The following is a 22117-nucleotide window of genomic DNA, read 5'->3' as shown; positions in this document are numbered from 1 at the left end:
TTGAAATCTTAAGATAAATTCTTGAACCCATTTATATTCTTCTTTAAGAAAAGCTCAAATGCATGAAAATTATTACATGCATTAATAATGAACTATTCGTAAATCGTAATTATTTATTTCGCTTTGATAGGCATACCTACCATCCTGGCGTAAACAGAGGTGTATTTTGCACCCAAGAAAATAATTTGAGAAATATAGAAAATCCAAGTTAAAACAGCGAGTAAGGTCCCTGCCACACCACTATTGGCTGCAAAAAAGTAATTAGCTAAATAGTAATTCACACCTAACTGACCGGCGTACAATAAAATTGATGTAAATAAGGCTCCAGCCATGGCCAATTTCCATTTTACAACGCCATCATGTAAATACTTAAATACAAATGTAAAAATCAAGAAGTTAATTGATAGAATTGAAACATGTTCAAGAATTGAAAACAGCACTTCCTGGAAAAAACTTCCATCGGATAATACTCTCGACCCAATTCCAATTAAAATTGATTGCGCAAAATAAATAATTATAATAATAACCGCAAAAACAGCCATTAAACCGAAGGACAGCAACCGTTTAACCAACTCTTCCAAAACTACGTTATAATGCTGAACAGGTACAATTCCAAAAAATGTATTTAAACTTTTACTTAGAGAATTAAACATTGCCGTAGAAATGAAAATTAAGAACACAATACCTACAATTTGAAGAAAAGGCGTTCCTCCTTTTCCAATTTCCCATTGATACATGAGGTCGGTAAAAAAAGAAACATCTCCAATCCCCATGTTGTTCTCCATCAAATCTCCAACAATTGCGATGACTTCATCTTGGCCCATGATCAAACCAAATGAAGTAATAGCTAAATAAATAATAGGAACTAAAGCAAAAATCGTATAATAGGCTAATGCAGCACCATGCATGAAACTATCGCCTTGAAAGAATTCTTTGAAACTAATTTTTGTCAGCTCCCACAATTCCGGCCAAGTTAAGCTCCTACCTTTGGAGTTTTTTTTAAGCTCAGTTTTATTTTCAGACATATATTTCTTTTGTAAATTTCATTACATTTTCTCCATACAAAACTATTTCTTTACCGTTATTCATTTCAAAATAATTGGCATAGATAGGACCTTTAAAAAGAGCGTATTTCCATTTTAATTCAAGTCTACATTCACCCTTTGAAGCTTCTAATGAAAATTCGTTAGGACGAAATAACAATTGTTTATCTTCATGGTAAACGCTGTTCAATTCTCCAAAAAACCGACCTTCAAATAAACTTTTAGGATTAAAATAAGCTTGTTCTGGTGTATATTTAGAACTGATTTTCCCTTTTCGCATTACCAAAATTCGGTCTGACCAAGACAAAGCTTCAACTCCATCATGTGTAACCAAAATTACACCCATATTTCTCAATTTCGCCAAACGACGAATATATTCTCCTATTTTTTTGTTTAGATGAACATCTAAATGAACAAATGGCTCATCCAATAACAAACAACGAGGTTCTTTCGCCAAGGCACAAGCCATCGACAATCGCTGTTTTTCTCCACCTGAGATGTCCTTTGACTTTACTGAAGACAATTCCTTTAGTTCAAATATACTGAGCAATTCTGCAATGAATTCTTCTCTATCTTCGAAAGCTAAATGATGCAATCGATTTGAAATATTCTCTCTTACTGTGAAATAATCGTTTAATTCAAACAATTGATTCACCACAGCAATTTCAGGATGACCAGGAATAAGCATGTTTTTTGCTTGCAAAATTTCTTTCCCTTCAAGAAATACTTTTCCACTATCTAGCTGAGTAATTCCTGCAATACACCTTAACAGAGTTGACTTCCCAGTTCCGCTAGGACCAACAATGCTAATGACTTCACCTGGAGACAAATTAAAACTTACACCTTTAAAAATGGATTTTGAAGGAGAATAAGAAAAACTAATATTATCTGCTTTTAAAATCAATCAACCAAAGATTTAGGGAAATCTTGAATTGCGATATAAATCCCAGGAATTGGATTTGTTAAAGGTTCCATTTCCTCCATAAAAACTTTTAAAGTAATGGTTTCAGGTTCCCTATTAATATCATATTTCAAAACCAATGAATTTGAACAGGCCAATTGAGTTACTGAACCATCATCACCTATTAGATTGAACAAGTGAACATTTTTTATCTCTTCAGAAAATGACTCTCCTCCTTTCTCACCTTGGATTGTATAAATTCCATCTTTTACTACTTCAATGTCTTTTACATCAGTAGTAATTGACAATTCATCCTCCCAATCATAATAGCGATTATTCTCAGATTCTTTTCCTTCGTGATGCGCCTCTGCAAATTCAGGTGAAAAATCGTAATTCATTTTATAAAAACGTGCTGTACACTTCATAAAGTATGATATTTTATATTCTACAAAACAAAAGTACATTTAATAATAAAGATTCAACCCCATATTAAAACTATTTTAGAAAGCGTTTATCTGTTAGGGATTGAAGAAAATATATCAAGTCCTTTCGTTCTGATTCTGTTAACGTGAATGATTCGATTAAAATGCTTTTATTTTCATGTTGTTTTCCGCCTTTTTCATAATGCAGAATCGTTTCATACAAGTTTTCGAATGACCCGTCATGCATGTAAGGAGATGTTACTGCAACATTCCTCAAGCTAGGTACTTTGAATTTCCCAATATCTAAGGAATCCAGTGAAACATTAAAATGACCTTCATCCATATAAATAGCGTACAATCCATTGTTTTCAAGCGTGTTGTTTGTGAACGTATTTCCACCATGACATTGGGTGCAATTTAATACATCTTTAAACAAATTAAATCCTCTTACCATTCCAGAGTCCTTTACAATTCCTTTCAATTTCCAGTCATCAAACTCACTATTTTCTTGGTAAATATTACGTTGAAATGCACTTAGTGCCCTAGTTAAAACAAAAGGATCAAAATTCCTGTCATACAGCAAATGAGCCAAGCTATCATAAAAATCAACATCAGATAGTTTCGGGAACAAATTAGTAATTAATCCACCCATTTCATTGGTATCCTGTAATGGAACAATGGCCTGTAATTCCAGTGACTTAACTCCTCCATCCCACATGAATTTATCTTGATTTTTGACATTCCATAATGAAGGAGTATTTCTTTTCCCTGAACGTTGATGAATTCCCCTACTGACCAATAGGCCATCTGAAAATGCAAGACTCGGATTATGGCAAGTTGCACAAGAAATAGAATTATCAAGTGATAGCCTGGAATCGAAAAAAAGTTTTTCCCCTAACTGGATTAGTGTCGAATTAAAGGAAATAGAATCTAGCGGTTCAAATTTATAAACCTCAACAGATTGTTTGGAATTACATTGAATTAGCAACGGAAAAAGAAGTAAACCAATCCAAATTTTAAAATTCATTACACTTTTTTCCTAACAATATATAGAATTTCTTGAGGAATTAAGCGGTAACGTTCTATATCTTCAGCCGGAAATTCTTTTGAAGTAACAAATTCCTCGACTTCAAACCCTGCTCTTTTCAGCCATTCTGGATAATCACGACCAAACAATCGAACATGGTCCTTTTGCCAAAAATGTTTCTCTCTTTCTTCCGGTGAAGTGATTGAAGGATCTTCGTAAGTCAATTCTCTAGATAAGTCTTGAGGAACTTGGAATATTCCCCAGCCTCCAGGTTTCATTACTCTATTCAATTCACGCATACATTGCATAGCATCATCAACGTGCTCAAGAACATGATTACAAAAAACCACATCAAATCTATTTTCTTCTAAAGGGATTTCATGTAAATCGAAATGTAGATCAGCTAAAGGTGAAACTAAATCTCCAGTGATATATTTTAAGTTTTTCTGTGCTTTAAATTTACCATGAAAACATTGTTCTGGTGCAATATGCAGAAGTTCTTTTTCGTTTGTAAAGAAATCTGTTTCTTGTTGAAGATACAACCACATTAAACGGTGGCGCTCTAATGTTAAGTCATAAGGGCATAAAACATTCTCGCGGTGTGCAACATCGGAACCATAAGACAAGAATTTACTAAATGATCTTTCACAAACGGGACATGCCACTTTATTACCTTTATATAGTAAAGGTGCTACCCTTTTAAAAGCATAGCTCATACGAATCAGAAGTGGTCGAGGGAGCGTATTGAGTAAAAACTTATATATCTTTTTCATATCGTGGATGTAAAAATAATCAAAATCAGTGTTTAGAGGATACAAAAATATAAAGTTGATGGACATAGTCACAATTTAATTTGAATAACGTAAATTTGTTAACAATGAAAGCTGGATCTACTCTCATTTTTTGTCTGTTTCTTTTCGGCTATACTTACAGTCAAGAAGAACGTCTACCCTATGTTATGTACACAGACAATGTGGTCGCGCATACTTCACTTTCATTGAATAGTGCCCCTTTTAAGTTGAAAGATGATTTCGGCAGCTTTGACAAATTAAAGTTTAAGCACAATCTAAATTTAATTCATGGAATTGGAGTTGCGTACAAATGGTTTTCATTAGAATTCAGTTATAAACTACCAGGTTACGTGCGTAACACCAATAAATTCGGAAAAACTAAATACTTTGATTTAGGTTTACAATTCAGTTATAAAAAATGGGACTTTGCAATCTCATTCGAGGAATACAAAGGTTATGGAATAAAAAATGCAGAATTAATTTCCAATACTTTACCTCTTTCTCCTTCAGGATATTATTTAAATGGGAAAATAAAATCTAATTCTTTTGGAATAAATGCATACAGATTTTTTAATCCAGAATTAAGAATGAAACCAGCAGTTGGAATTGTAGGAAGATATATTTCTCCTGTTCATGGAGCTTATTTAAGATTAACAACCAATATTCATGGTATTTCTGCCAGCAATGGAATCATCCCAAGTGGATTTTTAAATACACAATCTTCAATTCATAAAGCAAACTCAATTTCAGCATTTGATTTTGGTGCAGTTCCAGGTTATGGTTACATAAACAATGTTGAGGGTTGGCAGTTCGGAGCCTTTGCCGGCTTAGGATTAGTCATTCAATCGAAATTTTACAATTTTGAGAATACGAGAAGAGGTTTTCTTGGACTCGCTCCAAGAATTGATCTCAAGTTGCAAGCTGGTTATAATGTCGAAAATTGGTTTTTAATGTTAACCTCTGAATTTGACAATAAAAGTATTCGTTTTAAAGAATTTAAATATAGGCAAACTTACTACAACTTAACGCTGACCTATGGTTATCGATTTGGAGATCCTTTTAAGAAATCGAAGAAATAAGATTAATATTATTTTTTTCAACCAACTGTAACTTTTCCAATACTTAATCGTCATACTTATGAATTGGTCATAAAATCATTAATTTCATAACTAACTCATAATTGAAAATTATTAATTGAATACTAAAGAATACCATAGCGCAGTTAACAACTTCAGTGATGGAGTGTATCGCTTTGCTCTTAAGTTGAGCAAAGACGATGCCTTAGCTAAAGATTTGGTTCAAGATGCATTTGAGAAAATTTGGATTAAAAAAGGAAGTATTGAAGCAAAAAAAGTAAAATCCTATCTTTTTAAAACTGTTTTCAATCAATTTTTAGATGGAAAAAAACGAAATAAAGTAGTTTCAATTGAGGAATATCATTCAGAACCAATGTTTCATCAAGAATCTTGTGATTTAAAAGATGTTTTGAATATGGCTTTGGCAACCTTACCTCCTGTTCAAAAATCCGCTATTCTTTTACGTGATTATGAAGGATATAATTATGATGAAATTGGGGAAGTACTTGATCTTAATCCATCACAGGTTAAGGTATACATTTATCGAGCAAGAAAACAATTACAGAAATATATTGGAAAATTAGAATCAGTGATATAATGGATATTAATAGGGAAAATTATGAAGCATTTTTACTTGATCTTTGGGAAGGTAGTCTTTCTAAGGAAGAAGAAGCGATGCTTTCTCAATTTATGAATGAAAATCCCGATTTGCTTGATGATGATGCTTTAAGCTTGTTAGACGATATTTCCATCACAAATTCTAATACTGATTTTGATAAAAGTTCAATTCGCTTTGATCAAATTAATTTAAAAAATTGTGAATTCTTCTTTATTGCATACTCCGAAGGAGATCTTACAAATGAAGAGATGCTTCTAGTAGATAAATTTGTAATTCAAAATCCATCCTTAGAACTAAAGTTTAACCAATTCAATAAGGCTAAATTACCAATAGAGGTAATTTCATTTTCGAACAAAGATAAATTGTTGTTTGGACAGGCCAAAATCATCTCAATTCAAACTAAAAGATGGATTTTTGGAATGATAGCTGCATCAATGGCATTCTTCATTTATTTGAATATTCCTTTTCAGAAACCTATTGATCGTTATGAAATGGCGAAATATGAAAAACTTGATATTGAAAAATTTGATAATACGGATGACCTGGTTTTACCAAAATTGGTAACTAAAAAGGAATTCAAAAATGATTCTAATCTAAAAAAGGAATTTAGCCCTTCTTCCCCGATTCAAATAACTTTTCAGAAAGATGCTCCGGAAAAAAGTATTCCATTTACTGATACAAAAAAGGACAAGCCTCTAGAGGTTATTTCAAAGTTAGAACCTAAAACCTTTTCTGAAGTTACTGCCTCTTTAGTTTTAGTAAAAAATCCTAAAGAACACCTAAACTCCAGTTCTGTTGAAAAAGTTAAAGAAAATGCATCAACTATTTTGGACATAACTGAAAATTATCTTCAAAGAAAAAATGTCATTACTGAAGATCGTAAACCAGATGTTAAAGGAATAATAAACTCTTTTTCCAACGAAAATAAGAAGCCCATTATCTATATTGAAGAGGAACCTGATTCGAAAACTACTGTTTTCCAATTTGGTAACTTAAAAATCCAGCGTAAAACAAGAAAATAGAAGAAAGTTTATTCTTTTTGAGTGATTTTCGAATACTTTTGAATCCAACATATATCTGACTAGTTGTGGGAACATTCCAAAAAATTTCGGGACCACATCAATAGAATTTCTTTTCAAATTAAATCGGTAAGTTTTTTATCGCTATTCCTTGCATTTACAATTGCAACAACCTATTATTTTTTGATCAACTTCCTGTATTTCGCATAAAGCCAATTGGTGAGGAATATTCAAAAGTGGTTACAACTAATTAATTTTGCTAAATCCACAAGCTCGATTCATCGAGATAATTTACAAGTAAAGATCCCGAAAGACATTTATTTTTAATTCAACTGTAACAAATTAAAGAGTTAATCGTCCTACAGATATACTAACAAAAAACTAGAAATTATGAAAAGTACAATTACATTATTATTAGCGCTTTCAGTTTTCACCTTTACATTCGCTCAAGAAGAAAAAGAAGAACGAACACAAGAAAATGAGGAAGAAACGACAACTATTTCATTTAAAGGAAAAGTCATTACCATAACAACTGAGGGAGATACGGACACTACAATTGTAATAAATGGTGATAAGGATGACCTCGATGAAAAGTGGGATGTTAATTTATGGAGAGGATTAGAATTTGGAGTGAACGGATATTTTACAGATAATGACTTTGGGATTAACAGTGATCCTGCAAACGTTTATTTGGAACTCAATTATGCCAAAAGCTTTATGCTAAACTTAAATTTTGCAGAATTCAACACACGCATTGGAACAGAAAAATTCAGATTTTTTACTGGATTAGGATTCCGATTTAATAGATATGCATTCAAATCAACAAGTGCTACCTTGGCTTATGATGAAACCAATATTTTTAATGGAACGGATAGCACGAAAACATTTGATAAAAACTATTTGAATACAACATATATTTCAGCTCCTGTATTTTTAACTTTTATGCCGGGAAATGACCCAGATCAAAGTTTTCATATTTCTGCAGGAGCTATTGTAAATTATAGAATTGGTTCAAGGTTAAAACAAAAATATGTTACTCAAGACCAAAAGAGAAAAGATATTGAAAAAGGTCATTACCACTTAAATCCATTTCTGATTGATGCAAGTGTTCGTATTGGTGTTGGAGATTTCAGTATTTATGCGAATTACGGTTTAAATGGGTTATTTGAATCAGGAAAAGGTCCAGATTACGCACCTTTTTCAGCTGGTTTATCTTGGAGTTTCTAATATAACTTAAAACTTAGGTAGAGTCAATTGGCGTCCGAATAGGGCGCCTTTTGTTTTTTAAAAAATATTCACAAAAAAAAATGCTTTTTGAATTCCGACTCCAATAAATATTATATTTATATAAATATTTAAGCACTATGTCACCATTTAGAATTCGTAGAACTATTCTGTTCGTTGTTACTGTCCCTCTGCTTGCTTTAGCTATGTATTTGGCTTACAACATTTATAATGATTCTATAAAAAGATCTGAAATCAAAGACGACTTTAGCACCCTTAATTATATCAATAAAGGTATGTTGTCTGTAACAGCTTGGAAAGGCACGATGATAAATATTGTTGAAAAACAAATAGGCGATTTCGAACTCACCAAAAGTCAAGACAGCTTACTTCATCTTCAATTGACAGAGATGATCCGCAGTTTAGTCGATCAAGCTGACAACACAATTCAAGCTGATGATGATGGTTTTAAGAAAACAATTCGCAAGTGGGCGGTAAATACATTTGTTGATGCCGATGAAATAAAAGCAGGTGCTCCTCAATTTAGTCGCAGGATTATTGACGAGGTTATGAAAGAGAAGAACAAAGCTCGAATGAAAACTTTGGCCATCAGTAAATTAACCGAATTCGCCGATGACACTTATGACTTACAAGATTCATTAGAGATTAAAAAAGTCCATGATAAATATGATATTGCAATGGGCCAAGATATCAATTCAATCTTACTCACAAAAGCCAAGGAACTAGAAATTAAAAATTATAGAGAAACATTCTGGCTCTTAGGAATAGTGGCTATTTTCCTGTTACTTTGGTTGTTCGTTTTTAAATTTATCGAACTTCAAAAGTCATTGTTTTTCGTTTCTGTACTTCTGGCGGTAATTGTCCTTTTGGTAGGATTAACCAGTGCAATGATAGAAATAGATGCACGAATTAATACGCTAGACTTCGTATTATTAGGAGAACACGTTATTTTTAAAGACCAAGTAATATTCTATCAAAGTAAAAGTATTCTTCAGTTGGTGCAAATTTTACTTTCCACTGGAAAAGTGGATTCCATTTTTGTGGGAATATTAGTACTTGGTTTTAGTGTTATACTACCCCTCACTAAACTACTGTCAACACAAGTATACTTATTTGGAAAAGAAAAATGGCAGAGTAATAGGTTGATCCATTGGTTAGCATTTAAATCTGGAAAATGGTCGATGGCAGATGTTATGGTTGTGGCAATTTTTATGGCCTATGTAGGTTTTAATGGAATTTTAGAAGACCAAATGGAATATCTAAATGTAGAATCTGATTCCATGAATAGTATTGCCACCAACAATACTTCGTTACAACCTGGCTATATTTTATTCATTACCTATGTTCTTTTCGGATTGATTTTAGCAGCAATTCTAAAAGGGATAATAAAGAAACAGAAGAAAAGAACTGTATAAGTAATGATTAATTTTATATGAATAATGTGGTGTTAAAAAAGGAACTAATCCTTTAATTTGGAATTCTAATAAATTTCATGTGGAATTTTATTTTTTGGTCTTCTCCATCTTTTGAATTATTAGACTCTTCACTAAAAACATGAAGTGAGGTATCATTTATTTCTTCTATAAATAAGGTGTTAGAAAAATTTAAATTCATTTTCTCTTCATCAACTGTTAGAATAACCTTTAAAGGATTCATCTCTAAACTCCAATTTAAAGTATCATCACTTAAACTTGATCTTTCTATTAAAACACCTTGGTCCTTAAATAAAAAGTAATAATTATTCTTCAGTTGATCAAAATGTTTTAGCTCCCCTATTTTCTCAACAAAAAAATCAGTTCTCTTCCATTTACCTAAAAGCATTGTTTTAATGGAGTCTTCGATATCATCTTGTGAACTAAAAGTACCACTAGAACTTAAATTGTTCTTATCAGTATTGATTCCACAAGAGCAAAATAAAACACATAGAAAAATTATAAAGAGGAGACGCGTCATAATTATAATAAGGAATTAATGATTCTTCTTTTTATTTAAAAATAATTTTTTAGATGAGTAAAACACTAATAGAAAATAAACTATTCCCAAATTCAGTAAAAAATTAATCAGTATAAAACCCTGAAGACCTTTGCTTTGAGAAAAGTAGAAATAATCAAACGGAAATCCTAAGTAAAGCAATACTTTCTCATTTTCAGTGAATTTTAAAGAATAAATGAGATCAATCTGACCAATTCCTAACACGATGAAAATTGAGATAATAAAGGAATTGAAAAGTTTTAGAACAATTGAAGTCTTAGTCATTTATATAAAGATATTCAATAAATAATTGATTTTTCGAAATTCTATTAAAATAGTTCCAAAAGTTCATCAATATCCTTCAGTTTATATCTGAACTGGACCTTATTCTCATAGCTTCTTTTAATATCTTTCAAATACTTTTTGATAATAACTGAATTCGGAGAAGGTTCGAATTGAGCTCTGTTCTGTGGTAATCCTTCCGAAAGATAAGCTTCTTTCATTTGTTTTGGGTCAATAACCAATCCTTTATTACCCACACTGATGTAAAACAAAACTCCATTGTTATCAATTCCCCAGTCAAGAATGGGCAATAAATTGTCCTTATCCATGTATGCCAATATAAATGGTGCTCTGTTATTCATGGTAGTCACTCCATAAATTGGAATATCTAAAGATTGTGCAACAATACTATAAATTAACCCTAAAGATAAATCTGTTCCTTCCTTACTTTCCATAACAGAATTTACAAAAAGTTCGAAAGGAGAATGAGGTAATTCATTTACTTTCACGAAATCAAAAGTATCGAAAAACACTTTATTTAAGGCATCTACCTTTTCAAAACTTGTTTGACGAGAATTAATTTCCATCCAACAAAAGTGTTTTAACTCTTGAAATTTAGAAGTAAACGCATCAATATTTAATTCAGGATATTGATAAGAACAGATGATATACACAGCTTTCATCAAACATTTATCATCAGAATTTAACCAATCTGTTAAATCATTTCTTATTCTATGAAACCTCAATGCATCTAAAACAATCGCAATATTCTCTAACTGAATAGGATGAATTAAGCAATCATCCTCCAAATTTTCCAGATTGGGAATAATACCATCTCCATACTCAATCAACTTACCCATGGCATGGTCCACAACCATTTGGTCTGGATCGTCCATTAGCTTTATTAATGCATGTATTGAAGTTTTTGTTATCACACTACAAAGATAACTTACAATGCTCTGCGATATTTAAAGATTAAAAGTTGTTATAAAAAATCTAATGTTAATACTCCTTAAAAACAATTGCAAATTATTTATTTTCAATTATGAATTACTCAGGGTCCAAGCCAATTATTGAAACTAAGTAATGACTATGCACTTGTGTAACTCAGTATTTTTTTTGATGATCTTCATAATATTAATAGTCTATAAAATTCGTAAATCATAAGGCATAATTCGTAATTTTGCAGTATGAGAATCGATATTTTAACTGTAGTTCCAGATTTATTGGAGAGTCCATTTAACCACTCTATCTTGCAACGTGCTAAGGATAAAGGGTTAGCAGAAGTTCATATTCATAACATTCGTGATTATTCAACAGATAAACATAAAAATGTTGATGATTATCAATATGGCGGTGGGGCTGGAATGGTTATGGCTATACAACCAATTGCAGATTGTATTGAGCAACTGCAATCTGAAAGAGCGTACGACGAAATCATATATATGACACCTGATGGAAAACTTTTTGAACAGTCTGAAGCCAACTCTCTAAGTAGATTAAAAAACATTATTCTTTTGTGCGGACATTATAAAGGAGTTGATGAACGTATCAGAGAATTATTTATCACCAAAGAAATTTCAATTGGATCATATGTACTTTCAGGTGGAGAATTAGCAGCGGCTGTAGTTGCAGATAGTATTATTCGATTGCTCCCTGGCGTACTAAACGACGAAACCTCTGCATTAACCGATAGCTTTCAAGATAATTTGCTTTCCCCTCCTATATATACTCGTCCTGCAGAATATAAGGGTATGAAGGTACCCGAAGTTTTATTGTCAGGTAATTTCAAGTTAATTGAAGAATATAGGGAAGAAGAATCATATAAAAGGACTAAGGAAAGAAGACCTGATTTATTAAAAGACTAAGTATTGATAGATTATTAAACCATTAAATATGTATTTTAAATACCTTTTAATCTCAGGTAAATTCTTAATTTTGCTGCTTAGAAAAATAATCATTTTACATAAAACGTAAAATTTAAATTAACACTTATAAAAAATCTTTTAGATAGAATTTTGACAAAGAATAAATTCTAATGATTTTTTTATCGATGATATCAAAACATGAATCTCTACATACACATATCACTATTATTTGTTGCCTCTTTTCTTGTCTGTAATTATTTAATTCCAAAAATTAGAATTTTAATGATTACTAAGGATTTAGCTGCACACCCTGATCATAGATCATCACATGATGTTCCAACACCCAATTTAGGTGGAATTGCGTTTTTTGTTAATATAATGATTTCATTTTATTTCATTGCGTCATTCAATATTTTCCCTACTGAAAACCCAACAGTATCATATGATCCAAGTAACATTATTATCTCGTTAATTCCAGGGTTAACAATCTTGTTCATAGTTGGTTTAAAGGATGATATTTTAGTTTTAGCTCCACTCTCAAAATTATTAGCACAAACTTTTGCGGCAGTTTTGTTTGTTTATCATTACAGTAAAACAATCAATACTTTATATGGATTTTTAGGAATAGAAGATCTTCACCCAATTTTAGCAGGAATCATTTCGGTCTTTATTTTGGTCGCAATTATTAATGCTTTAAACTTGATTGATGGTATCGATGGACTCGCAGCAACGGTATCTATAATAATGTTCTCTGCATTTGGACTTGTTTTTTATGCTGTCAATAACACTTTCCTATTTTCAGTATGTATAGTTCTAATAGGAACATTATTTGCCTATTTAAGATATAACTTCTCTGATAAACAAAAGATTTTCATGGGAGATACAGGGTCTATGATCTTAGGTTTCATGCTCGGTGTAATGGCTATCTCTTTCCTTTCACTAGAACCTGCAGATATTGCCAAACTCCCAATTCGTGGTGAAAATTTACCTATCGTTACTGCTGCAATTTTAATCATTCCTTTCTTTGATACTATACGTGTGTTCTCAATTCGTATTCTAAAAAAGAAGAATCCTTTCAAACCAGACAGATCTCACATTCATCATATTATTATTGATAAATTTAGTATTTCACATAGAAAGGCTAGTTTTTTTATTTCGATTTCAAACTTCTTGGTAATTGTTCTAATTTCCTTATTGGCGATAACCACAAGTAATTGGAAATTATTTTCATTGTTTATAGGACTTTTGATAATACTTACTCTCTTCTTCTTTATGATAAATAAGACTGGAACCTTCTTAAAAAAGAAAAAGAAAGTACTCAGGAAACAAAGGAATGCTGCTAAAAAATTAGAGCGAAAGAATTAAATAAAGAGAGTTTAAATCTCCTAACAATACGTTTTTCTAGACTAATGTATTTCTTATTCCAGCTTCCTTAAATACAAGGAATGATTTGCTCTACAATTGAATAACACTCACTAATTTTCCACTTACTATTTCTAAAGAGATGTATAATTAAACCTCTAGGATTTTATACAAATGTAAGCATTAAAAGAGCTGAAGCTTCTTAATGAATATTAACACAATGACCCAACATTAAGTTAGGTCATTGGTATCATGAAAACTGATTAAATTGTAAACAAGGATAATTTAAAACTATTCTTTATCACACTTTTGATTTCTATTAAATTGGTCAACAATGCTTAAGCATAATATTCGCGAACCAACACGTAAGAAACCGAAGAGATAAATCCTACAAACAAAACAATTAAAATAATTTTAATCATACTTCCTGAACCTTCAGAATCAAAAGGTTGAGATGAGGACAAAACAAGTATACTATTAGAGAAAGGTTTTTTAAACATATCATTAAAGTTATCGTTCTCAACATTTTTCTTTAGTTTTTCTAAAAGACGTTCCCTTTCGCTTAAACCATTAACCATTCTATTTAAACTTACCTTCTCTAAAGATAACATCGATGTAAGATAATATTCATTTCCTTTATCTTCATTAAGCAACATAGAAATAATTATACCTTTTTCTCCGTCCTCAATATTACTCAGTAAATAACTATCAGCCATTTTCTTGATATTATTGTTAGAGGCACTTTCACTTGTTCCTTTAATTAGGTCAAGCTCGTTTTTCACATCAGCAATTAATTCTTTCTTAGTTTCAATACTAAATTTTAAATTACTAATTTCTACACCTAGGATTACTTTAAATTGATGCACCATATCTTTAATTATAGAGGCATCGGATTCATCCAAGAGTTTGTTTAGAGCAGCTTTATTCACTTTTACCAAGTCCTCTATGCTTGCATCAGGATCAGAAGAAACTAAATCAAATTTATTCGGAAATTTATCTACCTCCATATTTGAATTTAAAAACTGACGGTCTACTCCCAATTCCAATTTTAGCCCTTTTTTATCAGCTAAACCAAGACTTTGTAAAACCCTTTCTTTGAATAATTTCCTCTCTACTTTTGCTAAGTAATGTTCTGGATTCGTTGTTTTCAGGTAGTATGTACCGTAGGCTGTTGAAATATGCTGCGGTAAAGAGATTGCAAAACTTGTTTTTACTTGTTGAGGTTTCGGTATAATTAGAAAAACAGAAACACTAACAATTGCCAATACTAAGCAAACAGTAAATATTAATTTCCAGTTATTAATTACGGTAAGGAAATAATCGAATTCCTTTTTTTTATTTGAATTTGTAGTTTGAGGTGAATTTTCTGTCATTTTCGGTATCTTAGTATTCTGAAAACGGCAAAAATATGAACAAATTTCACTTAACATCTAGTTTATTTTGTTCTTTACATAAGAGAATTATTTTTTTTGACTTTAACTTAACTTTAATAGTTTGTTAAGTAAATTTAAAACATTAAAAAACAACACCTTAAACCATAAATATGAAGCATAATATTTGAGCGTTAATGAAAAGTTAAATTTAATTAAAAATATACCGCTCTAACTAAAGCTTCAATACAATCAAACTCCAACCCTTTCGACATTGACTTTTCTCCGTTTAATTGCTTGTACCGCTAATTTCTTTATATTCGCAAATGTTAAAATCTGGAATGTTACGACACATATAAATGTGACTCGCTTGGGCGAAGCCGTACTTAAACCATAATTATTTTCTGATTAAAATGTATGTTTAAAACGCTAATCTATATTCATTGTCTTTTTATGAAAAAACTATTTATAATTTAAATGTCTTTAAAGAAAACAACCTTTTCTGGAATTATATGGACATTAATTGATACATTTTTTATCCGTGCTTTATCTTTCCTAGCGATGCTTTTATTGGCACGTTGGTTAGGTCCTAAAGAATTTGGTTTGATAGGTATGATTGCTGTTTTTATTGGTTTAGGGAAAGTAATCAGTGACAGTGGAATGACAGAATCACTAATCCGCACCAAAAACGCAGATCAAAGAGATTTCTCTACCCTCTTTTTTATGAATGTGGGGATAAGTCTTTTTGTCTATTCTGTTATTTATTTCTCAGCTCCTGCAATTGCTCACTTTTTTAAGCAAGAAATACTTATTGAGGTTATTAGACTTTATTGTTTAGTTTTTTTAATTATTGCTTTTTCAGCAATTCAACTCACATTATTGAATAAAAACTTGGAGTTTAAGAAGATTACGCTCATCAATGCCCCAAGTACACTCAGCGGAATAGGTGTTGGATTGTATCTGGGATATAATGGATATGGCGTTTGGAGTATAGTATGGATGTACCTCACCACTGAGATTGTTAGGTCTTGCCTTTTGTGGATATCTTCCAAATGGCGACCAAAACTTTTATTTTCAAAAGAAAAAATGCGCTACCACTTTGGATTTGGATATAAGCTAATGCTTTCAAGTGTTATTCATAATGTCTTTCAAAATATTTACAATATCATCATCGGTAAATATTATAGTCCTCAAGCCTTAGGGTATTATGAACGTTCAAAACAATTTGCGACTTATCCTTCAGCAACCTTAACAGGGGTTATTAACAAAGTAACCTACCCTCTACTTTCAAGCATTCAAGATGATAAAGAAAAACTTGAATATTTATATAAAAAGCTAATTCGTGTTTCATTTTATTTCATAGCACCATTAATGTTGGGAACAGCTGCCATTGCTGAACCAATTTTCTATTTAATTCTTGGAGAAGAATGGCTTCCAGCTGTTATCTTTTTTCAAATACTTTGTCTTGCCTTGATGCTCTTTCCGGTTCAATCGTTTAATCTGAATATTCTAAAGGTTTACGGCAGAAGTGATTTATTCCTAAAACTAGAATTAATAAAAAATGGAATTACCGTTATTGCAATTTTAGCAACCTTCTCATTCGGTATTATAGGACTTTTATGGGGTTCTGTAATTGCTTCTTTCATTTCCTTAGGTGTAATTATGTTATATTCCAGTAAGTTAATCAATTACCCTGTCATGAGTCAGATAAAAGATATGTTTTTCACGCTTCTAATTACAGGATTAATGGCTATAGGAATGTTCATTATTTATTCATTCTTGTCAGAAAGTAATATTGCTATTCAAATTTTCATTCCATCTATCTTAGGAATAGTCTTTTACCTAGCTATAAGTTTGATTTATAAAAAGAGTCCGCTGCATGATGCCATTTGGCTAATTAAAAACAGAAATAAATAAGGATAAAAATACATGGTAAATTAGAATCATGTAACTATATTGTTAATTTAGGACATATAAAACACTGCTAAAGATAAGAATGAATCCTTCGCCCAAAATAGATAATTTGAAAAATAATAAGTATGATTATTTTTTGATTACTCTAATATGTTTACTCATATTTGGTATGTATGGCGATAGTTTACAACCTATTCGAGTAGTTGCGTTAAGTTCTATTCCTTTTATAATTATTAGTTTTTTAGAAACTAGAGATGTAAAAAACATCAACAATGTTTATAAAACATCAGGGTTACTCTTTCTATGGATAGTTTTCACTATTCTGTGGACTTCCGACATTGTGCAAGGAGCTAAAGAAATATTCTATTACCTCAGCCATTTTTCACTACTTATCTTGACCATTTTATGTTATAACAAAGCAAATAATCCATTAAAATCCCTCACTAAAGGATGGATCATTCTAATTTCACTGTCATTAGTTGTGGCTTATTTTGAAATTTTTTACAACCAACATTTGAGCGTTAGCCTAATTGAAAGTGATTTTAAGATTTATGTTGATGGAAAAGGGATTTATAAGAAGTTCGCTTCAGTAACCTTTGGTAACTATAATACTTATGTTATGGTTATTGCAATGGCACTTCCCTTTTTATTCGGATTTCTGTTTCTTCATAAGAGATTTCAAACTCAATTGTTTACAATTTTGGTTATCACATCTTCCTATTTTGTGCTATTCATCAATGCTTCAAGAGGTGGGTTGATTGCTGGTGGTATCATTCTTTTAACATGGATAATTTTTGCCCAAAGAAAAAAAGTAAATCATCCAAAAATAAAAATGCTTATTCTCATACCTTTGGCTATATATGCAATATTTAACCATATAAATGTTATTTTAGATCAAGTTTCAAATCGTGTTTCTAATGGAAGTTCTTTTATACAAGATGAAGGAAGAATGGAATTATTTTTAAGCGCTTTTAATGCCTTCTGGGAAAAACCATTTTTTGGTTCTGGAATTGGAAGTATTCAAGAAGAAATGGAAAATGTTTTAATCACCTTACCTCACAATTTATTTTTAGAGTTCTTAGTACAGTTCGGATTAATTGCAACAGTAGTTTTATGTATTATTCTTTTAAATCTTTTTAAAAATATCCCTAACCTTAAATCTACTCCGAAAGCTATGCTTATCTCTATTTTCTTAACTTTCCCTTTAATAATTATTATCAACAGTACTTATCTACTTCATCCTATTGTTTGGATTTTTATTGCTAGTATCTATTGTATAGGTAGTTTAAACAAATCAAATATTTCATATGACTGATTTTCTTATCCGAATCTATACGGACATTGAAAATAAAAATCCTTTTTTATCAAAGATTAAATTCTATGGATTTCAAAGATTTATAATAAGAAGGTTAGCTAATTTTTTAATCCCTTTAAAGTATAAATTAGATAATTCGTGTTCTCATTGTTTAGCTAATGATGGAAATGATCAACTAATTGTTTCTTTAACTACATTTCCAGCAAGAATTAATAAAATATGGCTGGTGATTGAATGTATGCTTAGACAAACACATAAACCAGATAAAATCATACTTTGGCTTTCCAAGGAACAGTTTGGCAGTTTAGAGATTCTTCCTAAAAGACTTTTAAAATTAAGAGACAGAGGTTTAGAAATTGTGTTGTGTGAAGGAGATATACGTTCACACAAAAAATACTATTATACCTTAAAAAAATATCCAATCAGTGCTTTTATCACCGTTGATGATGACTTCTTCTACCCTTCAAATATGATTGAAGAATTATTTTCTGAGCATCAAAAACATCCGAAGGACATTTGCTTCTTGCGTGGTCACATGATGACAACTCAGAATGGTAAGGTTGAAAGTTACAACAGCTGGACTAAAGAAATAAAAGAATCAACCACATCAAGCTTAGTGTTTTTCACAAGTGGTGGTGGTACACTTTTTCCACCAAATTCTTTGCATCCAGAAGCTACGAATGAAAAAGTATTTATGGAAATTTGTAAGCTTGCTGATGATGTTTGGCTCAATGCTATGAGCAAACTTAATGGGACCAACCTGAATAAAATCTCTTCACAATTTGCATCTCAGATTCCAATATCAATAGCACAAAACATTTCATTGTCTTCTCAAAATGTTGATGAAGACCTTAATGATGTTCAAATTAATGCTGTAAGAAATTATTATCTTAAAACTTTGAATAAAGATATTTTTGATAATGTGACGGCTAATCATAATACCAAATAGAACTTTCACAATGATTCTCCACATCACCAACGATTATGCGGGTTCAACAGTTTACAAAAATTTGATTTCAAATCTTGATGAGCATGGAATTGAGCAAATTGTTTACACTCCAGTAAAAAGCGAATCAAGTATTGGTGGGAACCTGATTGAATTAAAAGAAAAGAACTCTAAAATCATTTACAGCAACATCCTCAACATGCATGTGGATAGGGTTTTGTTTAATATGAAAATAAACAAGATTTATAAGGATATTCAATCAAAAGTTGACTTCTCGAAAATCAAGAATATTCATGCACATACGTGGTTTAGCGATGGAGCTGTTGCATTAAAATTGCATAAGAAATATAATATTACGTATATGATTGCGGTCAGAGGCTCTGACTTAAACCAGTTTTGGAAACTTCCACATCTGAAAAAACAAGGATTAGAGATATTAAAAAACGCTTCAAAAATTGTCTTAATCACTCCCACCTACCAAAAACGTTTGCTCAACTTAAATAAAGTTAAAATTCTTGGTGAAGATATTAAGTCTAAAACAGTTGTTATTCCTAACGGATTAGACCCTTATTGGTTAGCACATGTAAAGCCTAAAAATTTAGATTGCGGTCAACCAGTTAAGTTATTGTACATAGGAGTCTTTTCTGAAGCGAAAAATGTGCTAAACTTACTAAAAGCCGTAGAAGAATTAGTCAAACAAGGTGTTGATTGTCAACTTGACTTAGTAGGTGGTGGTGGCCCTTTGGAGAAACAAATTTTGAATTTCATTGAGAATAAGTCCTATTTCAAATTTCATGGAAAAGTATATGATAAATTAAAATTAGAAAATTTCTTTCAAAAAAGTAGCATCTATGTAATGACATCTATTCGAGAAACTTTTGGGTTAGTATATGGAGAAGCCCTTTCACAAGGAATTCCAGTTATTTACTCTCAAAATGAAGGAATTGATGGAGTTTTTAAAGATAAAATTGGAGTTGCTGTTAACCCAAGATCAATTCCATCTATTGTTGAAGGAATTAAAAAGGTGATTGACAGCTATGATCAATTTGACTATGAACCAAAAAAAATAGTTAAAAAACTAGACTGGAATAAAATCGCCCTTAAATATGTTAACGTGTATAATGGGATAGAATCCAATAGAAATAACTAATTTTGCGATTGATTTAATTCAATATTCACATCAAGTTTAGAAACAGTTTTCATGCCTAAAATTTCAGTCATTTGTCCAACTTACAACGAAGAAAAATATATTGAAAAGTGTATTGATTCAATGCTTTTTCAAGATATTGATAAATCAGATATTGAATTACTTTTTGTTGATGGAAGAAGTACAGATAAAACACGTGAAATTATCAATCGGTACCATTCCACTCACCCATTTATTCAACTAATAGACAATCCAGAGAGGACTGTTCCTTTCGCTATGAATTATGGAATTGACGCTGCGAAAGGTGATATCATCATGCGAATTGACGCACATTCTCATTTCGAAGCGAACTATGTATCCGTTTTGAGTAAGGCATTGATTGAATTAGATGCCACAAACGTTGGTGCTGTTTGTCAAACTGACGTGATCAATAAAACTCCAAAAAGTTTAGCCATTCGCGAAGTGCTCAGTAATAAATTTGGAGTCGGAAATTCAATGTTTCGCTTAGGTATCGAAGATGTTACTCAAGTAGATACTGTTCCATTTGGCTGTTATAAAAAGGAAGTTTTCGAAGAATATGGTTTATACAACCCAAAATTAACAAGAAACCAAGATATCGAATTAAACAAGAGGATTTTAAGAAATGGTGGAAAGATCTATTTAGTTCCTGATACTTATTGTACTTATTTCGCAAGAGAAGATTACGGTGCTTTAGCAAAAAATAATTTCCAAAATGGAAAGTGGAATATATTAATGATGAAATATACAAAGAACCTAGATTCTTTATCAATTCGCCATTTCATTCCTTTCATATTCGTAATGTCTATGCTGGTCCCTACTCTGTTAAGTTTGATTTGGTTTCCATTTATTTTTCTCGCCTTATTATCAATTTTTGCTTATTCAACTTTAATTACCTTCATTAGTTTAAAGATTTCATCTAAAGAGAACCTCAATTTATTTTACTTGTTTTTTGCATTTATCACTTTGCATTTATCTTATGGAACAGGTTCACTAATGGGATTAATTCAACTCATCACTAAAAAATAATGACCCAAAAACGTATAGTAGACTTTCTGTTAGCATTGTTCGGACTCTCCTTATTATGGCCCGTTTTATTGCTTGTAGCCATTCTTATTAAAATTAAAATGCCAGGAGGGCCAGCTTTCTTTAAGCAAAAAAGAGTTGGTCAAGACGGAAAATTGTTCACAATGATAAAATTCCGTTCAATGTCTGTTTCACACAGTGGATCTTCAATCTCAGTAAAAGGAGAAAGCAGAATTACTCCATTGGGAGAAAAACTACGTGCATACAAAATTGACGAATTACCTGGCTTATGGAACGTACTTATTGGTGATATGAGTTTTGTTGGTCCAAGACCAGATGTGCCCGGTTATGCTGATTTACTAAAAGGAAGAGACAGAGATATATTAAAGCTAAAGCCGGGTATTACAGGTCCAGCAAGTCTAAAGTACAAAAATGAGGAAGAGCTATTGGCTGCGCAAGAAGACCCTATACATTACAATGACAATGTTATTTACCCTGATAAAATTAGAATCAATTTACTTTATTTAGAACGTCAAAATTTAAAATTGGACCTTCAATTGATTATACAAACAGTTTTAGGTGGATTTGATGAAAGTGAATGGTAAAAAACAAGTTAAAAATATATAAAATGGATTTGTTGTTAAAGACAATATTGAAAAAGGATTTTTAAATACAATTCCGCTATGGTACTTTGGATTAATGTACTAATTTACATACCATTAGTTCTAAACTCACATTAAAACTATAACAAAAAA

21 protein-coding genes are annotated in these 22117 nt (G+C 31.2%); 13 read left to right on the top strand and 8 right to left on the bottom strand.

All coding sequences use genetic code 11. The annotated features are described in order from the left end of the window. Positions 1-113: 113 nt before the first annotated feature. The 5 genes from C6368_RS05310 to C6368_RS05290 form a co-directional block, all read right to left on the bottom strand. On the bottom strand, positions 114-1025 hold the full coding sequence (locus C6368_RS05310) for a YihY/virulence factor BrkB family protein (protein WP_107038151.1): 912 nt from the start codon (positions 1023-1025) through the stop codon (positions 114-116). Next, the gene (locus C6368_RS05305) at positions 1018-1947 is read right to left on the bottom strand and encodes an ABC transporter ATP-binding protein (protein ID WP_107038150.1); all 930 of its coding nucleotides are present in this window, start codon (positions 1945-1947) and stop codon (positions 1018-1020) included. The genes C6368_RS05310 and C6368_RS05305 overlap by 8 nt, the downstream gene beginning before the upstream one ends. Then, entirely contained in the window at positions 1944-2369 is a 426-nt protein-coding gene (locus tag C6368_RS05300; protein ID WP_107038149.1) for a hypothetical protein, read from the bottom strand. Before C6368_RS05300 ends, C6368_RS05305 begins: the two co-directional genes overlap by 4 nt. Positions 2370-2439: 70 nt before the next feature. After that, positions 2440-3393 (bottom strand): cytochrome-c peroxidase, encoded by a 954-nt coding sequence (locus C6368_RS05295; RefSeq protein ID WP_107038148.1) that lies wholly within the window; start codon positions 3391-3393, stop codon positions 2440-2442. Then, a complete protein-coding gene (locus tag C6368_RS05290) occupies positions 3393-4166 on the bottom strand; it encodes a class I SAM-dependent methyltransferase (RefSeq protein WP_107038275.1) in 774 nt (257 codons plus the stop codon). Before C6368_RS05290 ends, C6368_RS05295 begins: the two co-directional genes overlap by 1 nt. Before the next feature lie 104 nt (positions 4167-4270). Here C6368_RS05290 and C6368_RS05285 point away from each other — a divergent pair, with 104 nt between their 5' ends. The 5 genes from C6368_RS05285 (at position 4271) to C6368_RS05265 (ending at position 9558) form a co-directional block, all read left to right on the top strand. Beyond that, positions 4271-5263, top strand: coding sequence for a DUF4421 family protein (locus C6368_RS05285; RefSeq protein ID WP_107038147.1), 993 nt, complete (start codon positions 4271-4273; stop codon positions 5261-5263). 115 nt (positions 5264-5378) lie between these two features. Next, on the top strand, positions 5379-5858 hold the full coding sequence (locus C6368_RS05280) for an RNA polymerase sigma factor (RefSeq protein WP_107038146.1): 480 nt from the start codon (positions 5379-5381) through the stop codon (positions 5856-5858). Beyond that, complete coding sequence (locus C6368_RS05275; protein WP_107038145.1) at positions 5858-6901, top strand: hypothetical protein; 1044 nt, start codon at positions 5858-5860, stop codon at positions 6899-6901. Before C6368_RS05280 ends, C6368_RS05275 begins: the two co-directional genes overlap by 1 nt. Before the next feature lie 387 nt (positions 6902-7288). After that, complete coding sequence (locus tag C6368_RS05270; protein WP_107038144.1) at positions 7289-8125, top strand: outer membrane beta-barrel protein; 837 nt, start codon at positions 7289-7291, stop codon at positions 8123-8125. A 137-nt stretch (positions 8126-8262) separates the two neighbouring features. Continuing rightward, positions 8263-9558: a paraquat-inducible protein A gene (locus C6368_RS05265; protein WP_107038143.1), complete on the top strand. Its 1296-nt coding sequence runs from the start codon at positions 8263-8265 to the stop codon at positions 9556-9558. A gap of 52 nt (positions 9559-9610) precedes the next feature. Here the strand turns inward: C6368_RS05265 and C6368_RS05260 are convergent, their stop codons facing one another. Both C6368_RS05260 and C6368_RS05250 read right to left on the bottom strand, forming a co-directional pair. Beyond that, the gene (locus C6368_RS05260; RefSeq protein ID WP_107038142.1) at positions 9611-10096 is read right to left on the bottom strand and encodes a hypothetical protein; all 486 of its coding nucleotides are present in this window, start codon (positions 10094-10096) and stop codon (positions 9611-9613) included. A gap of 347 nt (positions 10097-10443) precedes the next feature. Beyond that, the gene (locus C6368_RS05250; RefSeq protein WP_159038456.1) at positions 10444-11292 is read right to left on the bottom strand and encodes a transglutaminase family protein; all 849 of its coding nucleotides are present in this window, start codon (positions 11290-11292) and stop codon (positions 10444-10446) included. A 294-nt stretch (positions 11293-11586) separates the two neighbouring features. Between C6368_RS05250 and trmD the strand changes: the two genes are divergently transcribed. Further along, positions 11587-12264: a tRNA (guanosine(37)-N1)-methyltransferase TrmD gene (trmD, locus tag C6368_RS05245; protein WP_107038139.1), complete on the top strand. Its 678-nt coding sequence runs from the start codon at positions 11587-11589 to the stop codon at positions 12262-12264. Between the two features lie 282 nt (positions 12265-12546). Then, the gene (locus C6368_RS05240; protein ID WP_159038455.1) at positions 12547-13629 is read left to right on the top strand and encodes an MraY family glycosyltransferase; all 1083 of its coding nucleotides are present in this window, start codon (positions 12547-12549) and stop codon (positions 13627-13629) included. 335 nt (positions 13630-13964) lie between these two features. Here C6368_RS05240 and C6368_RS05235 read toward each other — a convergent pair whose 3' ends face one another. Continuing rightward, complete coding sequence (locus C6368_RS05235) at positions 13965-14999, bottom strand: hypothetical protein (RefSeq protein WP_107038137.1); 1035 nt, start codon at positions 14997-14999, stop codon at positions 13965-13967. A 474-nt stretch (positions 15000-15473) separates the two neighbouring features. On the opposite strand from C6368_RS05235, the gene C6368_RS05230 reads away from it, so the two are divergent. The 6 genes from C6368_RS05230 (at position 15474) to C6368_RS05205 (ending at position 21967) form a co-directional block, all read left to right on the top strand. Beyond that, positions 15474-16913, top strand: a complete 1440-nt coding sequence (locus C6368_RS05230) for a lipopolysaccharide biosynthesis protein (protein ID WP_107038136.1) — start codon at positions 15474-15476, stop codon at positions 16911-16913. 106 nt (positions 16914-17019) lie between these two features. After that, positions 17020-18225: an O-antigen ligase family protein gene (locus tag C6368_RS05225; RefSeq protein ID WP_159038454.1), complete on the top strand. Its 1206-nt coding sequence runs from the start codon at positions 17020-17022 to the stop codon at positions 18223-18225. Continuing rightward, positions 18218-19174 (top strand): hypothetical protein, encoded by a 957-nt coding sequence (locus tag C6368_RS05220; RefSeq protein ID WP_107038134.1) that lies wholly within the window; start codon positions 18218-18220, stop codon positions 19172-19174. The genes C6368_RS05225 and C6368_RS05220 overlap by 8 nt, the downstream gene beginning before the upstream one ends. A 10-nt stretch (positions 19175-19184) precedes the next feature. Next, positions 19185-20321: a glycosyltransferase family 4 protein gene (locus C6368_RS05215; RefSeq protein ID WP_107038133.1), complete on the top strand. Its 1137-nt coding sequence runs from the start codon at positions 19185-19187 to the stop codon at positions 20319-20321. 51 nt (positions 20322-20372) lie between these two features. Next, positions 20373-21365: a glycosyltransferase family 2 protein gene (locus tag C6368_RS05210; RefSeq protein ID WP_107038132.1), complete on the top strand. Its 993-nt coding sequence runs from the start codon at positions 20373-20375 to the stop codon at positions 21363-21365. Next, a complete protein-coding gene (locus C6368_RS05205) occupies positions 21365-21967 on the top strand; it encodes a sugar transferase (RefSeq protein ID WP_107038131.1) in 603 nt (200 codons plus the stop codon). The genes C6368_RS05210 and C6368_RS05205 overlap by 1 nt, the downstream gene beginning before the upstream one ends. The last annotated feature ends 150 nt before the right edge of the window (positions 21968-22117 follow it).

Origin of the sequence: Brumimicrobium mesophilum, from assembly GCF_003025005.1 — a bacterium.
In the GTDB taxonomy this organism is placed as follows: Bacteria; Bacteroidota; Bacteroidia; order Flavobacteriales_D; family Crocinitomicaceae; genus Brumimicrobium; species Brumimicrobium mesophilum.
This window is presented reverse-complemented; position numbering and strand designations above follow the sequence as displayed.

Bases quoted from the DNA above. Each gene is read 5' to 3' on its own strand.
- C6368_RS05310 (WP_107038151.1), bottom strand. From the start codon at position 1,025: ATGTCTGAAAATAAAACTGAGCTTAAAAAAAACTCCAAAGGTAGGAGC.
- C6368_RS05230 (WP_107038136.1), top strand. From the start codon at position 15,474: ATGTCTTTAAAGAAAACAACCTTTTCTGGAATTATATGGACATTAATT.
- C6368_RS05235 (WP_107038137.1), bottom strand. From the start codon at position 14,999: ATGACAGAAAATTCACCTCAAACTACAAATTCAAATAAAAAAAAGGAA.
- C6368_RS05210 (WP_107038132.1), top strand. From the start codon at position 20,373: ATGCCTAAAATTTCAGTCATTTGTCCAACTTACAACGAAGAAAAATAT.
- C6368_RS05250 (WP_159038456.1), bottom strand. From the start codon at position 11,292: ATGGACGATCCAGACCAAATGGTTGTGGACCATGCCATGGGTAAGTTG.
- C6368_RS05290 (WP_107038275.1), bottom strand. From the start codon at position 4,166: ATGAAAAAGATATATAAGTTTTTACTCAATACGCTCCCTCGACCACTT.
- C6368_RS05270 (WP_107038144.1), top strand. From the start codon at position 7,289: ATGAAAAGTACAATTACATTATTATTAGCGCTTTCAGTTTTCACCTTT.
- C6368_RS05240 (WP_159038455.1), top strand. From the start codon at position 12,547: ATGATTACTAAGGATTTAGCTGCACACCCTGATCATAGATCATCACAT.
- C6368_RS05220 (WP_107038134.1), top strand. From the start codon at position 18,218: ATGACTGATTTTCTTATCCGAATCTATACGGACATTGAAAATAAAAAT.
- C6368_RS05215 (WP_107038133.1), top strand. From the start codon at position 19,185: ATGATTCTCCACATCACCAACGATTATGCGGGTTCAACAGTTTACAAA.
- C6368_RS05265 (WP_107038143.1), top strand. From the start codon at position 8,263: ATGTCACCATTTAGAATTCGTAGAACTATTCTGTTCGTTGTTACTGTC.
- C6368_RS05205 (WP_107038131.1), top strand. From the start codon at position 21,365: ATGACCCAAAAACGTATAGTAGACTTTCTGTTAGCATTGTTCGGACTC.
- C6368_RS05285 (WP_107038147.1), top strand. From the start codon at position 4,271: ATGAAAGCTGGATCTACTCTCATTTTTTGTCTGTTTCTTTTCGGCTAT.
- C6368_RS05260 (WP_107038142.1), bottom strand. From the start codon at position 10,096: ATGACGCGTCTCCTCTTTATAATTTTTCTATGTGTTTTATTTTGCTCT.
- C6368_RS05300 (WP_107038149.1), bottom strand. From the start codon at position 2,369: ATGAAGTGTACAGCACGTTTTTATAAAATGAATTACGATTTTTCACCT.
- trmD (WP_107038139.1), top strand. From the start codon at position 11,587: ATGAGAATCGATATTTTAACTGTAGTTCCAGATTTATTGGAGAGTCCA.
- C6368_RS05295 (WP_107038148.1), bottom strand. From the start codon at position 3,393: ATGAATTTTAAAATTTGGATTGGTTTACTTCTTTTTCCGTTGCTAATT.
- C6368_RS05275 (WP_107038145.1), top strand. From the start codon at position 5,858: ATGGATATTAATAGGGAAAATTATGAAGCATTTTTACTTGATCTTTGG.